Annotated in this window: 16 protein-coding genes; 12 read left to right on the top strand and 4 right to left on the bottom strand. The window is 61.7% G+C overall.

Annotation, left to right across the window (positions count from 1 at the left end; genetic code table 11):
* Window positions 1-75 precede the first annotated feature (75 nt).
* Together ACFOYU_RS17780 and ACFOYU_RS17775 are read left to right on the top strand one after the other, a co-directional pair.
* Window positions 76-249, top strand: a complete 174-nt coding sequence (locus tag ACFOYU_RS17780; protein ID WP_377034625.1) for a hypothetical protein — start codon at window positions 76-78, stop codon at window positions 247-249.
* 79 nt (window positions 250-328) lie between these two features.
* The gene (locus tag ACFOYU_RS17775; protein ID WP_377034624.1) at window positions 329-1,177 is read left to right on the top strand and encodes an SDR family oxidoreductase; all 849 of its coding nucleotides are present in this window, start codon (window positions 329-331) and stop codon (window positions 1,175-1,177) included.
* A gap of 518 nt (window positions 1,178-1,695) precedes the next feature.
* Here ACFOYU_RS17775 and ACFOYU_RS17770 read toward each other — a convergent pair.
* Genes ACFOYU_RS17770 through ACFOYU_RS17760 form a run of 3 tightly spaced genes read right to left on the bottom strand, consistent with a single transcriptional unit; the run spans window position 1,696 to window position 4,848 of the window.
* Complete coding sequence (locus ACFOYU_RS17770) at window positions 1,696-2,805, bottom strand: ABC transporter substrate-binding protein (RefSeq protein WP_377034623.1); 1,110 nt, start codon at window positions 2,803-2,805, stop codon at window positions 1,696-1,698.
* Entirely contained in the window at window positions 2,802-4,184 is a 1,383-nt protein-coding gene (locus tag ACFOYU_RS17765) for a sensor histidine kinase (RefSeq protein WP_377034622.1), read from the bottom strand. The genes ACFOYU_RS17770 and ACFOYU_RS17765 overlap by 4 nt, the downstream gene beginning before the upstream one ends.
* Complete coding sequence (locus ACFOYU_RS17760) at window positions 4,171-4,848, bottom strand: response regulator transcription factor (protein WP_377034621.1); 678 nt, start codon at window positions 4,846-4,848, stop codon at window positions 4,171-4,173. Before ACFOYU_RS17760 ends, ACFOYU_RS17765 begins: the two co-directional genes overlap by 14 nt.
* Window positions 4,849-4,957: 109 nt before the next feature.
* Here ACFOYU_RS17760 and ACFOYU_RS17755 point away from each other — a divergent pair, with 109 nt between their 5' ends.
* From ACFOYU_RS17755 to ACFOYU_RS17725, 7 genes are all read left to right on the top strand, one after another.
* Window positions 4,958-5,926 (top strand): Bug family tripartite tricarboxylate transporter substrate binding protein, encoded by a 969-nt coding sequence (locus ACFOYU_RS17755; protein WP_377034620.1) that lies wholly within the window; start codon window positions 4,958-4,960, stop codon window positions 5,924-5,926.
* 57 nt (window positions 5,927-5,983) lie between these two features.
* Complete coding sequence (locus ACFOYU_RS17750; protein WP_377034619.1) at window positions 5,984-6,451, top strand: tripartite tricarboxylate transporter TctB family protein; 468 nt, start codon at window positions 5,984-5,986, stop codon at window positions 6,449-6,451.
* Between the two features lie 17 nt (window positions 6,452-6,468).
* Complete coding sequence (locus ACFOYU_RS17745) at window positions 6,469-7,980, top strand: tripartite tricarboxylate transporter permease (RefSeq protein WP_377034618.1); 1,512 nt, start codon at window positions 6,469-6,471, stop codon at window positions 7,978-7,980.
* A 284-nt stretch (window positions 7,981-8,264) separates the two neighbouring features.
* The gene (istA, locus tag ACFOYU_RS17740; protein ID WP_377034617.1) at window positions 8,265-9,806 is read left to right on the top strand and encodes an IS21 family transposase; all 1,542 of its coding nucleotides are present in this window, start codon (window positions 8,265-8,267) and stop codon (window positions 9,804-9,806) included.
* Window positions 9,807-9,828: 22 nt separating this feature from the next.
* Window positions 9,829-10,590, top strand: a complete 762-nt coding sequence (gene istB / locus ACFOYU_RS17735; protein ID WP_377034616.1) for an IS21-like element helper ATPase IstB — start codon at window positions 9,829-9,831, stop codon at window positions 10,588-10,590.
* 196 nt (window positions 10,591-10,786) lie between these two features.
* Window positions 10,787-11,281: a nuclear transport factor 2 family protein gene (locus ACFOYU_RS17730; RefSeq protein WP_377034615.1), complete on the top strand. Its 495-nt coding sequence runs from the start codon at window positions 10,787-10,789 to the stop codon at window positions 11,279-11,281.
* 326 nt (window positions 11,282-11,607) lie between these two features.
* Window positions 11,608-11,850: a hypothetical protein gene (locus ACFOYU_RS17725; protein ID WP_377034614.1), complete on the top strand. Its 243-nt coding sequence runs from the start codon at window positions 11,608-11,610 to the stop codon at window positions 11,848-11,850.
* 290 nt (window positions 11,851-12,140) lie between these two features.
* Here the strand turns inward: ACFOYU_RS17725 and ACFOYU_RS17720 are convergent, their stop codons facing one another.
* The gene (locus ACFOYU_RS17720) at window positions 12,141-12,587 is read right to left on the bottom strand and encodes a GNAT family N-acetyltransferase (RefSeq protein WP_377034613.1); all 447 of its coding nucleotides are present in this window, start codon (window positions 12,585-12,587) and stop codon (window positions 12,141-12,143) included.
* Window positions 12,588-12,839: 252 nt separating this feature from the next.
* On the opposite strand from ACFOYU_RS17720, the gene ACFOYU_RS17715 reads away from it, so the two are divergent.
* Genes ACFOYU_RS17715 through ACFOYU_RS17705 form a run of 3 tightly spaced genes read left to right on the top strand, consistent with a single transcriptional unit; the run spans window position 12,840 to window position 14,003 of the window.
* Entirely contained in the window at window positions 12,840-13,514 is a 675-nt protein-coding gene (locus tag ACFOYU_RS17715; protein ID WP_377034612.1) for a GNAT family N-acetyltransferase, read from the top strand.
* 40 nt (window positions 13,515-13,554) lie between these two features.
* A complete protein-coding gene (locus ACFOYU_RS17710) occupies window positions 13,555-13,863 on the top strand; it encodes a hypothetical protein (RefSeq protein WP_377034611.1) in 309 nt (102 codons plus the stop codon).
* Between the two features lie 14 nt (window positions 13,864-13,877).
* Window positions 13,878-14,003, top strand: a complete 126-nt coding sequence (locus ACFOYU_RS17705; protein ID WP_377034610.1) for a transposase — start codon at window positions 13,878-13,880, stop codon at window positions 14,001-14,003.
* Window positions 14,004-14,092: the final 89 nt, after the last annotated feature.

Raw genomic sequence — 14,092 nt, 5'->3', positions numbered from 1 at the left:
CTGACCGTCTGAGGCTGGAACCCGCGCCAGCCTTGGAGCGGGACAATCTGCAAGACCTGAACCAAGGGGATGACGATGCTCCAGGACACCACCGGCCGCCGTGTTCTTCTCGTCGAGAACGAGGCCATGATCGCGATGCTGGTCGAGGACATGCTGGAAGACCTCGGCCATGATCTAGCCACGGTGGCAACGCGCCTTGAGGAGGCCCTCGGCCACGCAATCACGGCCGCCCTCGGTCCGAAGCTCTGAAAGGTCCTTGGTCGCTTGGTGGGGTGGAACTTCCCAAGCATCCAGTGATTGACAGGTTCCTGCGAGCAGGAGCATCCGCATGAACCAGTCCGACCAGGGGCACATCGAGCCGCCCGGCACCGAAGCGGAGATGACGCCGCAGGCTGACCACGGCGAGACGAGCTACAAGGGCTGTGACAAACTTGTCGGTCGCGTGGCAGTGATCACCGGCGGTGACAGCGGGATTGGTCGGGCGGTGGCCATCGCCTTCGCTCGCGAGGGCGCGGACATCCTGATCAGCTACCTGAACGAGCAGGAGGACGAGGATGCCCGCGAGACTGCCCGCCATGTCGAGGCGGCGGGACGCCGCTGTGTGCTGGTGCCGGGCGCCATCGCTGAGGCCGCTCACTGCCGTGCCATCATCGACCGGGCAGTGAGCGAGTTCGGCCGCATCGACATCCTGGTGAACAACGCCGCTTTCCAGCGCACGTACGAGAACCTGGAGGACATCCCGGACGAGGAATGGAGCTATACGTTCCGCACCAATATCGAGGCCATGTTCCACCTGGCCAAGGCTGCTGTTCCCCACATGCCGCCGGGATCGTCGATCATCAACACGACCTCGATCCAGTCGGACAAGCCCAGCCCCATGCTCTTGGCCTATGCCTCGACCAAGGGTGCTGTCTCCAACTTCACCGCGGGCTTGGCGCAGATGCTGGGCAGCAGGGGGATCCGTGTCAACGCCGTGGCCCCAGGCCCGATCTGGACGCCATTAATCCCCTCCACGATGCCGGATGAGAAGGTGAAGAGCTTTGGCCAGGACGCTCCACTGGGGCGTGCCGGCCAACCCAAGGAACTGGCCGGCATCTACGTCCTGCTCGCCTCCGACGAAGGCAGTTACATGACGGGCGGCATCTATGCCGTGAAGGGCGGAACCCCGCTTCTGTAGGGGGCCCAGCCAGCCGGGGCTATCGACCAGACGGGGCCCCTTTTGGTTTGCTCAATAGCCTGTCGGCCTTGATCGCGCGAGGTCAGGAGTATGCTTGTCGGCGATTGATACTGATCGCCCATAGCTTGTCAGCGAATGTCTGAAAATGGCAGATTTCGTTGGAAAAACTCCCGAGCGCTACTCAGTCGACCTATTAATAGCGTCAGCGTGCCAGATCAGGCCCAACATCCAGTATGTCGGCCGCGCAGAAACCGGCATTTTCGGACTTCTTCAACAGTATCGGCACGTCTGAGATCTAAACTCGAAGGCAGCAATTCTCATCGAACCGGACGTTCAGAAAGCGCAGGAAATCTCGGTTTCTAACCCGTTCCGGACCTTTCCCCTAATCAGGATAGCCGCAGGTTACCAAACTCGGATCATTCAATTGACCTGCTACAGTGAGACTTTAGCATCTATTGATAGGATGATCTGCGACTCGGAAACCTGGCGCACAGCATCCCCCTACAGACTAGCTCCTGCTACTCTGGGGACATCTCTACGAGTGAGCGGCTCCAATCGGCAATAAAGCGCCTGCGCCTCTCGTCATCCTGGACGGCAAGCAGCGCTGGGCTGATCGTGATCGGACGGGCGACGCCGGTTTGGACGATTGAGGAAGCTCCTTCGATGCCAGGAGGAGTTTCGCCGCCGACGCCGAAAAAGAAGCCTTCCCGCTGTGCCACCTCCTGTCCACGCGCCGACAAGAGATAACTCACGAAACGCAGCGCTGCATTGGCATTCCGGGCTTGGGACGGAACCATGGCGCCCCGGCTGAGCACAAGGGTGTAGTCAGCCGGCATGACGATGCCGAGGTCCGCTCCGGCGCGGACCCGGGCATAGGCATAGGATGCCAGCATGTTGTAGCCAATGAGGATCCGCCCTGCCTCTAGCTGATCAAGAATCTCGCCCGTGCAGCACCGCACGACAGCTTGGGCGCGCCCGAGGCTTTCGAGGAGACGACCGTAGGTGGTGGTCGTCTGCTGCGAGTCGTTGAATGCAAGGAGGTAGCCAATGCCTGATTGGCGAATATCGTAGGTCCCGACCCGACCGCGATAGGCTTCCGGCTTCAACCGCAGCAGATCGGCCAATTCAAGATGGGTGCTCGGAACATCCTCAGCGGGCACCTTCTCGCGATTGTAGACGAATACAACCGGTTCAAAGGTGAACCCAAAGACCTCGTTCCGCCAGTTGGCCCAGCGGGGCGCCATCACTGTCTCAGGCGAGCGGACGTCACGGGCGCAACCGTCATTGGCAAGCTTCACCAACTGATCAACGGACGACGACAAGAGGACGTCTCCCAGAGCCGACCCGTCCTGGCAGGCCTTGGCGGCGGCGGCATAGAGATCGTTCGTGACATACTCGGTAAACTCAACCTTGGTGTTGGGGTTCAGAGTTTGGAAATCACGGATCAGCGGCTCCATGGCGGAAAGATCCGTTGCCGCGTGGACCGACAGAACCTCATGCTTGGTCTGCAAGGCAGGGAAGTCCTTGGGCTCCTCGGCATGGGCCGCGCCGGCCATCGCCAGGATCAGTGCCCAGAACAGACAAAGGCCTGCGATGCGGTGGTGGAGCAAGGTTCCTCGGCTCTTCATCGATTTTGTCCCATTCCGTTCGGCAGGCGCATGATCACGGCAAAGCCGCCCTCAGCCCGGTTCTGGAAGCTCAGACTTCCTCCATGGGCGGACAGCACATCGGCGGCGATGGAGAGCCCTAATCCGGACCCAGCGGGCGACGATGATCCGAACCTCTCGGTCACTTGGGACCACAGCTCCGGCGGAATGCCAGGCCCGTCGTCCTCAACCTCGATCTCCACCATCCCCGGTTGCTCCCGCACGCGTAGCGTGAGTTCCGTGGCAGCCCCATGGCGGATCGCATTGTCGATCACATTCTTGACCGCTTCCTTCAGGCTGATCGCATCAGCTTCCACCTCTACAGGAAGCGGGGGCAGCTCCAGAGCCGTCAGGATGTCACGGTCGAGGGTGTCGGGCACGGCCTCGCGGATCGCGCGCCGGACGACCTCGACGACATCAACAGGTTCGAGCGGCACCGCTCCCGCACGGTGGTTTACCATGGCATGGCTGAGCAACTGGTTGGCCAATCGTGAGAGCTGATCCACACGCTCCTGCACCCGTCTCAGGTGTTGTCGTCCCTGCGGGTCCATTGTCTGATGGGACAGGAGCTCGATTTGGGCTTTGAGGGCGGTGAGCGGGGTGCGGATCTGGTGGGCCGCATCTGCAATGAATTGCTGCATCAGGTCCATCCGGCTCCTGAGCCGTGCGATGAACTCATTGGTTGCAGACACGAACGGACGCAACTCTCGCGGAGTGCTGACGGTTACAGGCGTCACGTCGTGGGGATCACGATCCCGCAGGGCCGCACCAACCCGACCAATGGGTCTAAGGGCGTAGCGGATTGCAAAGACGGCTCCGCCAAGTGCCAAGGCGCTCATGGCCGCGATCAGCGCCACTGCCCGAAGGGTCAGTTCACGCGCCAGCGCCGTTCGCGCCTCGGTGGTCTGTGCCACAACCACGTCAACACGCCCCTGTACGGATGGGTCGGAAAAGTAACGGGCCGTCTTTGCCACACGAACAGCCGCTCCCTTGAATTTCCCATCCTGCACATCCGGGCCGCTCAGGGCAGAGGCGTCAGTTTCCGGAGTAGCAAGATCGCCATAGCCAGTTAGTGTTCGTCCACGAGCGTCGACGATCTTATAGAAGATGCGGTCCCGATCCGAGAGCGCCAGCAACTCGAAGGCGGATACCGGCAACTCGACGGTCAGCGCTCCACCCTGCACGTTAACGGCTTCCGCCATCTGGTACGCGGCGCCGACCAGAAGGCGATCATACGCTTCGTTTGCCGCCGCCCGGGCATAATACCAGGCTGCCGTCGTGAGCGCAGCCGCCCCCAAAGTCAGCACCACCGAGATGAGGACAATCAGGCGGGTGAAAAGGGACGGTTCACGACGAGCCATGGGGGACCAATTGATAGCCAAAGCCCCGGACCGTCACAATCTGGGCTTTTGCGCCTTGTAGCTTCTTTCGCAAGCGGCCGATGTAAAGCTCGACAGCATTGAAGGAGGGGGCCTCCTCATCATAACCGAAGACCTGGTCCAGCAGGTCGTCTTTGCTGAAGACACGGCCAGGCCGCGAAGCCAGGATTTCGAGCAGTGTCACCTCACGGCGGGTCAGGTGCACCTCGCGCTGGCCGACCCGAACGATGCGCGCAGACCGATCGATGCAAATGTCCCCGCATTCGAGGAGGTTAGTGGCGTCGCCATGGCGCCGCCGCAGTAGCGCCCGAGCCCGGGCTTCCAGCTCCCGAAAGTCGAAGGGTTTCACCAGGTAATCATCGGCACCGATGTCGAGCGCGCTCACCCGATCATCGACCTCGGACCGGGCGGTGAGCATCAGGACCGGTGTCGTACTGCCAATCGAGCGAAGGTGCCGCAGGATCGCAAACCCGCTCTGGCCGGGAAGCATCACGTCCAGGATCACGAGGTCGTATATTGTTTCGTTGAGCGTGGCGGCCGCAGCCTCGCCATCCACCTCCCAATCGACGACGTGGCCAATCCTGGCGAAATGCCCGATGATCGCCTCGGCAACGTCGCGCGTGTCCTCAACCAGAAAGATGCGCATGCCTTCGGTCACATTTAATGACAGGTGAATGACAGGTTCCGACCCTAACGTGTGGAGCAAGCTCGGTACAGACAGAGCGTAACGTCCACAATTGTATAGGGAAGAAACGATGAAGAAGCTCGTATTGCAGGCGGCTGTATTTGGCGTCGCAGGTGTTCTGGCAGGTGCTGCACTGGCCGCACCGGACAAGACGGAGTGCCTGGCGGGAGCCAAGCCGGGCGGCGGCTTTGACGTGACCTGCCGCCTCGCAGCCAACTCGCTCCTGGCAGCCAAGCTTATCGACAAGCCGATGCCGGTCACCTACATGGAGGGTGGCGTCGGAGCTGTCGCCTACAACCATGTCGTCGGCAAGCGCTCCAGCGATCCCACGCTGATTACTGCCGCTTCCACCGGTTCCGCGCTGCTCCTGGCCCAGGGTAAGTTCGGACAGTACGACGAGAACGCCGTGCGGTGGCTGGGCGCTCTCGGAGCGGACTACGGCGTGATCGTCGTGGCCGCAGACTCTCCCTACAAGACCATGAAGGACTTGGTGGAGGCCTACAAGAAGGCCCCGAACGATTTCGCCATCGGTGGCGGTGGGGCGGTCGGAAGCCAGGACTGGATGAAGGCGGCCATCATCGCCAAGAGCGCCGGCCAGGATCCCAAGAAGATCCGCTATGTCGCCCTAGAGGGTGGCGGTGCAGTGCTGACATCACTGCAAGGCGGGCACATCAAGATCGGCGCCGGTGAGGCCTCGGAGATGGCGAAGCACCATCAGGCCGGTAAGGTACGCATTCTCGGGGTCATGGCTCCGGAGCGGCTGCCTGGCGACCTGAAGGATGTGCCGACCGCGAAGGAGCAGGGCTTCGACTTCGACTGGGTTGTCTGGCGCGGCTACTATCTCGGCGGCAAGATCTCGGATGCCGACTACCAGTCCTGGGTCGACACATTCCAAAAGCTGGCCAAATCACCCGAATTCGCCAAGGAGCGCGAGGAGCGGGGCTTGTATCCCTATACGGTAATTGGTGCGGACTTCGAGAAGGTCGTCAAGAACGACGTGAAGAAGTTCAAGACCCTCGCTGCTGAAGCGGGTCTCTGATCCACCAACCACGCGGCCCCAGGCAGTGGGGTCGCGTTTTCTGTATCGGAGCCAGTCATGACAACCTCAACCGGTCCTCTTGGAGCGGTGAGGAGTGATCGCGTGGGCGCGGTCGTTCTCTTCGCTCTTGCTGTTCTGTATGGGCTCGATGCGAGCCGTATTTCATACTCGTTCTCGTCAGATCCTCTTGGGCCTCGTGTGTTCCCGCTGATCCTGGCGGGTGTGCTTGCGCTACTATCGCTGATTTATTTCTTCAGGCCTGGCGGCTCCGAGCCGTGGCCGCAGGGCCGACTGCTCGCAAGTTCCATTGCCATCCCCGGGCTTGTGCTCGTCGCCACGCTCCTCCTGGAGCCCCTCGGCTTCGCTCTTGCCATCACGTTGCTGGTAACCGGAGTTGGCCGGATTTTCGGGGCCTCCTGGCGCTTTGCCCTCATTGCGGGGATCGTGCAGGCAGCCCTTTGGTTCTTGCTTTTCCGCTACCTGCTCGAAGTCTACCTGCCGGGCGGAAGCATCTTCGGCTTCTGAGATAGAGGACGACAAACATGGACCTTAGCTATCTCTGGACCGGGTTTTCGGTTGCACTCAGCCCCATGAACCTCCTCATCGGGTTCGTGGGATGCTTCCTGGGCACAATGATCGGCGCATTGCCCGCGATTGGCCCGATTAACGGGATCGCACTGCTCCTTCCCATCGCTTACACGATGGGCCTGCCGGCCGAGAGCACAATGATCCTCCTGGCCGGGATCTACTCCGGTGCCGAGTACGGTGGGCGAATCTCGTCTATCCTATTGAACGTGCCTGGTGATGCTGGCGCCGTCATGACAGCCCTCGACGGCAATCCCTTGGCCCGCCAGGGCCGGGCGGGCGAGGCCCTGATGATCAGCGGACTGTCCTCATTTGTTGGGGGTATTCTGGGCGTCGTGGGCCTGACGTTCTTTGCTCCCCTTTTGAGCGGCCTGGCCATCGGCTTCGGTCCTGCCGAGTACTTCGTCCTCATGATCTTTGCCTTCGCGACACTGGCATCAATGGTTGGCAGTCAGCCGGTGAAGACCCTGATCGGCTGCGTCATCGGCCTGATGCTCGCGACTGTTGGCCTCGACGCGACCTCCGGCGCCTACCGCTTCACGTTCGACGAGCCGGAGCTTGGAGACGGAATCGAGTTCGTCGTGCTCGTGATCGGACTGTTCTCAATCTCGGAAGCCATGCTGATGCTTGAGCATCAGGCGTCTGGTGGTTCAATCATCAAGGTTGCCGGCCGTACATTCGCCCGTTGGGCTGACATCGTCCGCTGCACCGGGGCAACACTCCGGGGCTCTGTCATCGGCTTCATCGTCGGCGTGCTGCCAGGAACCGGGGCCTCGGTCGCCAGCGCCGTCTCCTACACAACGGAAAAGCGAATTTCGGACCGCGACGGCACCTTCGGCAAAGGCGATGTGCGCGGGCTTGCCGCGCCTGAGGCGGCGAACAACGCCACGGCCGCCGGAGCATTCGTTCCGATGCTGACCCTTGGCGTTCCAGGCAGCGGCACGACTGCGGTGATGCTGGGAGCTCTGATGCTCTACAACATCCAGCCCGGGCCGCAGCTCTTTGCCGAGCGTCCGGAACTGGTTGGTGGCCTGATTGCCTCGCTCTACATCGGCAATGTTCTGCTGCTGATCATGAACCTGCCTCTCGTCGGCGTGTTCTCGCGGGTGCTGACGCTGCCGAACTGGATTCTGGTTCCTGGAATCCTGGTTCTTTCCATCGTAGGTGTCTACTCGACCCATGCCAGCGTGCTGTCGATCCTGATGATGCTCGGCATCGGCGTAATAGGATGGCTCCTGCGCAAACTCGGGTTCGACATGGCCCCAATTATTCTTGGGTTCGTTCTCGGGCGTGTGATGGAGGTGAACCTGCGCAATGCCTTGGCGATCAGCGGCGGGGATCTCTCCATTCTCTTCCAGAGCACCATCTCGATTGTGCTGTGGATCATGGCTGCGGCGGTTGCCATACTCCCATTCGTTCTGTCTTGGCGTGCCAGGCAGGTGAAGGCGACAGCACCACAATTGTCCTAAACCCGATTCCGGATCCCGTAAGCGGAAGCTTCTTACGGGATCCGGAGTGCACAACCCCACGGGGTGAGGCTGTCAGCCACTCTTGGTTGCGTATTTCGCGGGATGGTGAGCACGGATTTCACCGCATCGTGAGCACGGATTTCAGAGGATCGTGAGCAGCGATTTCGCGCCAGCGTGAGCAGCCATTTCAGGCGATCGTGAGCACCTTTCACGACCACTGGGATACTTCGGCCGACAATCCCTCCGGGCTACGGGTGCCTTCGTTCAACCAACGAGGAGACCCGATGCCAACCCAGAGATTGTCCATGCGCCGCATCCGAGACGTTCTTCGTTTGAGACATGCCCAGGGCCTGAGCGAGCGCCTGATCGCGAGCACGCTCGGGGTCAGCAACGGTGTCGTTCACAGCTATCTCCGCCGCGCCCGGCTTGCCGGCCTGACCTGGCCGCTGCCGGAGGGGCTCGACGACGAGGCTCTTGAACGGCTCCTGTTTCCACCGCCAGCCCCGGCCGCCGACACGCCCCGCCGCCCGGTACCAGATTGGGCTTATATCGACAGGGAACTGTGCCGCCCCGGCGTCACCCGCGTGCTGCTCTGGGAAGAGTATCGCGCCGCCCATCCTGACGGCTTCGGCTACACCTGGTTCTGCACCACCTTTGAGGCCTGGAAGCGCCGCTCCCAGCCGACCATGCGCCAGACCCACAAGGGCGGCGAGAAGGTCTTCGTCGACTTTGCCGGCGACACCATCGCCATCTTCGATCCGCGCACCGGCGAGGCCAAGCCCATGAAGCTGTTCGTCGCGGCGATGGGCGCCTCCAACTACACCTATGCCGAGGCCTGCCCGAGCGAGACCCTGCCGGACTGGATCAGTGTGCACGCCAACCTGTTCGCCTTCCTGAATGGAGTTCCCAAGCTGGTGGTGTGCGACAACCTCAAGGCGGCGGTGACCAATCCCGACCGCTACGATCCCGGCCTCAACCGCACCTATGCCGAGATGGCTAGCCATTACGGCACCGCGATCCTGGCCGCCCGCCCGCGCAAGCCCAAGGACAAAGCCAAGGTCGAGGTCGCGGTGCAGATCGCCCAGCGCTGGATCCTGGCGCGACTGCGCAACCAGCGCTTCTTCACCCTCGCCGAGCTCAACCAGGCCATCCGCAGGCTCATCGGGGAACTCAATGCCCGCCCGATGCGCCGCTTCAACGCCAGCCGCGCGGAGCTGTTTGCCGCGATCGACCGGCCGCTGCTCGGTCCGCTGCCCGACGAGCCTTATGTCTTCGCCCGCTGGAAGCGCTGCCGGGTGGCGCCTGATTATCATGTCGAGGTCGACGGCCACTGGTATTCCGTGCCCTTCCGTCTGATCAGAGAGCTCGTCGACGTGCGGTTCGCCGGCGCGACGGTGGAGATCTTCCACAAGAGCCAGCGGGTCGCCAGCCATGCCCGCGCGCCCAACCGGCGCGGCCACACCACGATTGCCGAGCACATGCCCAGCGCACACCGCCGGCACGGGCAATGGACACCGCAGAGCCTCATCGCCGCCGCTGCGCAGATCGGCCCCGCGACGGCCGCGTTCTTTGAGGCGGTCATGGCCGACCGGCCGCATCCGGAACAGGGCTTCCGGACCTGCCTCGGCATCCTGTCGCTGGCCAAGAGCTACGGCCCCGAGCGCCTGGACGCCGCCTGCCGGCGCGGTCTCTCGATCAAGGCCCGCTCCGTCGCGTCGATCCGCTCGATTCTTCAGAACGGCCTCGACCGGGCCTTTCTCGACGAAGCTCCCGACCACGCCCCGCTGCGCCACGGCAACATCCGTGGCCAGGGCTATTTCCACTGACCCCCACCAGGAGAACCCACCGATGCTGACCCACCCGACCCATGAGCGCCTGATCGCGCTCGGCCTGACCGGCATGGCCAAAGCTCTCGACGAGCAGCGCCGCTCACCCGATCTCGACGCCTTGTCGTTCGAGGAGCGGCTCGGGCTTCTGGTCGACCGCGAGGCGGCCGAGCGCGAGACGAAGCGGCTGACGGCGCGGCTGAAGTTTGCGGCGCTGCGCCAGAATGCCTGCATCGAGGATGTCGACTGGCGCACGCCGCGCGGGATCGACCGGGCGGTGTTTGCCCGGCTGGCGGCCGGGGACTGGATTGAGCGAGGCGAGAACCTGCTGATCACCGGCGCCACCGGGCTGGGCAAAAGCTGGATCGCCTGTGCGCTCGGCCACAAGGCCTGCCGGGACAATCGCTCGGTGCTCTACCATCGCGTTCCGCGCCTGTTCGAGGCCTTGGCTCTGGCCCGCGGCGATGGACGCTATGGCCGGCTGCTCAAGACGCTCGGCCGGGTGCAGGTACTGATCCTGGATGATTGGGGTCTATCCGTCCTCACCCAGGCTGAGCGGCGTGATCTTCTGGAGATCCTGGATGACCGGCATGGCCGCGCCTCGACGATCGTGACGAGCCAGGTTCCCGTGGACGCCTGGCATGATCTGATTGGGGATCCCACTCTCGCCGACGCGATTTTGGATCGTCTCGTTCACAACGCCCATCGGCTTCAGCTCACCGGCGAGAGCCTGCGCAAACGCAACGGACGCAGCCGGGCTCTTGACGGCGCGTCCAACTCCTGACTCCATGCAACCTGTCGGCCGAAGCTGCCGCTCATGATCGCGCGAAAAGGCTGCTCACGATCAGATGAAACGGGCGCTCACTATCGGGTGAAATCGTCGCTCACGATCTGCGAAATCCGCATCTTGGTTCCTGGTGCTTTGGCTGGTGAAGGCCCTCTTAGACACCCTGGTAAGGCCTGGGTTGGGAGGCGCTGTTATGAAGAAGAGGATGGCAGACTTGGACGCTCTCGATCACATCGCTATCAATGACTTACTCTGCCGTTTTTTCCTTGCGTTCGATGAGCGGAACTGGACGTCAATGGCAGACTGTCTCGCACCCGAGGTATTCATCGACTACTCCTCATCAGGGCGCGAGCAGCCCAGCACGATGACCAACTTTGAGTTCGTTCAGCGCCGGCAGAATGCTGCCGACACCCTCTCAAAGCATCACAGCTTCTCTAACTTACTGCTGTCCAGTGAAGCAGAAGACGTCCGCGGTCGCTGCAATTACCTGATCTTGAGGTTTGAACGTGACCTCAAGAGGCCCGGCGAGGACTTCTATCACTCTTGCGGTGCCTATGAGTTCATGTTCGCTAAGGCGGATGGCTCGTGGAGGATCACCAGCATCACGCAAAAGGCCCTCCGGAGCTGGGGCAACTCCAACCTCCATGGAGGGACACGCATGGCTGGAGCTCAAGACGGGAAGGCATAGAACCCAAGCCCGCACATCTCTTGCTTCGCAGGATTATAGCTAAGCACGAACGTCCGAGTTTGGCACGCATGAGACGCTCGCCCGAGGGCAGCAATCCTCATCGGAGCGGACGTTCCGAAAGCGCAGGGGATCTCGGTTCCTAACCCACTTCGGACCTTCCCGCATCAATTCTCCCATTCGAGTCTTCGCTCCATAACGTTCCGTTCCGCGAAAAGGCGAGGCCCTATCAAACAGCCATCATCGTGGTGCCCAGTTGCTCCCCAGTTGTAACCGAACCCGAGTTATACCGTCACGATGATCCCGTGCCGGAAGAGGAGAAGCCTATCATGTCGAGATTGGTAGTCGCATTTGCGTTGGCACTGGCCGCAACCACCGCCACTGCTCAAGATGCTCCGGCCAGACAATCGCAGGCTCCGGCTGCTACGAGCGCGAATGGAACACAGCGGTTCCTGTTTGATGGACGGATGAAAGGTGCTGGTGTCCGGCGGAGGGAGCAGGTGGAAAATCGCCACCCCAACGCTGGGGCCATCATCGTGCCGCCGAAAGCAAGCCAGCCTGAGCGCAAATGATGTGCCTGGGCATCCGTTCATGAGGGCCCGGATCCTAGGGAGCTGTGCTAACCTGCGACAAGGATTCGCGAGTATTCAGGTTCTGATCGAGCGCATCCAAAGATCGGGTTAGACTGATCCTTTACTCACCTGAAGTCAGAGCCGCTGCGTAAGTCTTCCGAATACGCTCAAAATACACGCTATCCAGTTTCATAAAGGCGCCTTATCGGAATTATGCAACGAGCCTTGTGGCCCCCGAAGGCCCTTTCCAACCTGATCGAACGGCTTGATAGAGCTTTCCCTGCGGAGGGTCACAACTTGATGTCGTAGGTGACCCATTTGGTCCGCTCGGCAAGCCGGTCGTAGACGGCTCGCGCCCGATAGTTGTCCTCGGCTGTGATCCAGCGAATGACCGACCATCCCCGTCGCAGCCCTTCTTCTTTCAGGCTGTTGAGCAGCGCATCCGCGACGCCAAGACCACGAGAGCGAGGATCGACAAACAAATCGTCGAGGAAGCCCCCAACCGTAGCTGATAGGGGTCGTGCAAAGGGCCGAAAGTGAGCGATCCCGAGCAGAGTCCCGTTGTCATCAATGGCCGCCAATCCTTCGACCTCCTTTGAGGGGTTCATGATCCATGACCATACAGTGTGACGCATTTCGGGCGTTTGGGTGACCTTGTAGAAGGCTGCATAGCCCTCGTAGAGCCGCTCCCAACCGAGTCGGTCTTCCTCGCGTAATGGACGTACAGCAATCCCCATGATTGTCCCCTCCGGTAATTTGGTCTTGTTTCCTGTCTGACCCAACGCCAGTTGGCAAGTGCGGAATGAAGGGCCGACCGAGGTCACTCACTTTGCCAGAAGGCGATGGGCCGTCATGGCGCAGTCGAAGGTATCGACATCATGAGGAAGTCTGTTCCATGCTTATCGGAGATTCGGGGTGTGACGGCTGATGTCTATGGCGCTCCGCTCTGCCATATCGGTCCGGCCTAGACCAAGCCGAAGTAAGGAACCGTGTCTGAGAACCTTCAAAATTGGCAGCCCCGTCCACGCCCTGAGCGTGTGGTGCTAGAGGGGCATTACGTAAGGCTCGATCCCCTCAGTGCCGCCGCGCACGGGGACGGCCTCTTTGCGGCCTCAGCCGTGCCGGACGCTGAGGCTAGGTTCGCTTGGCTCCCTGAGCATCCGCCAACCAGCCGTGAGGACCTCCAAGCCTGGGCCGAGCAGGCCGAGCGCAGTACAGACCCACTGTTCTTTGCCGTCATCGATAAGGCCAGCGGTCAAGTGGCGGGACGGCAATCCCTAATGCGCATCGACCCAGACCATGGAGTGATTGAGATTGGCCACATCTACTGGGGGCCGCTGATCTCGCGCAGGCCTGCCGCGACCGAAGCGCAGTTCCTGTTTATGAAGTACGCCTTCGACGAACTGGGCTACCGCCGTTATGAGTGGAAGTGCAACAACCGCAACGAACCCTCAAAGCGCGCTGCAATCCGGTTTGGCTTTCAGCCTGAAGGGGTCTTCCGCCAGCACCTCATCGTTAAGGGCGAAAACCGCGACACGGCCTGGTTCTCGATCATCGATAAGGAGTGGCCGTCCCTCTGCGCCGCTTATGAAAAGTGGCTTGACCCATCGAACTTCGAGGCTTCTGGCACGCAAAAGCGGCGGCTGGAGGAGTGTCGGGCTTAGTCAAAGTGCGATCAAGAACCCTGAGCAGCAGGCCGCGCTCATGCTCCACCGCACCCGCGACCTACTTGTGCGGCAGCGGACCATGCTGGTTAATGCTTTACGAGGTCACCTGGCCGAATACGGCGTCATCGCCCCTCAGGGGCTTCCCAGCGTTCCCAAGCTCATCGAGTTGGCCGAGAAGGCACGCGGCACGGCCTTACCGGAGCTGGCATGGCGCTGCATCCGCTTGATCCTCGCTCAGATCGAGGACGTCCATGGCCGCATTGGCCAGGTCGAGCAGGAGATCCTGGCGTGGCATCGCACGAATGAGCTGAGCCAGCGCCTGGAGACCATCCCGGCATCGGCCTGATCACCGCCAGTTACTTGGCGGTCACTATCCCGGATCCGAGCTCCTTCCGTTCAGGCCGGCACTTGGCGGCCTGGATCGGGCTGGTGCCACGGCAGAGCGGCACTAGAGGGTGTCTGGAAATTCGGGTGGTTCCCATCTGAAGGGGCATGACAGCCCTTAGCTACGACACCGACCTGAGCGATGCGGAGTGGGCGATCCTGGCGCCCCTCCTGGCCCCTACGACCCGCCG

Origin of the sequence: Microvirga sp. GCM10011540, from assembly GCF_042650665.1 — a bacterium.
In the GTDB taxonomy this organism is placed as follows: domain Bacteria; phylum Pseudomonadota; class Alphaproteobacteria; order Rhizobiales; family Beijerinckiaceae; genus Microvirga; species Microvirga lenta.
The sequence above is the reverse complement of the archived record's forward strand: the minus strand, read 5'-3'. Positions and strand labels throughout refer to the sequence as shown.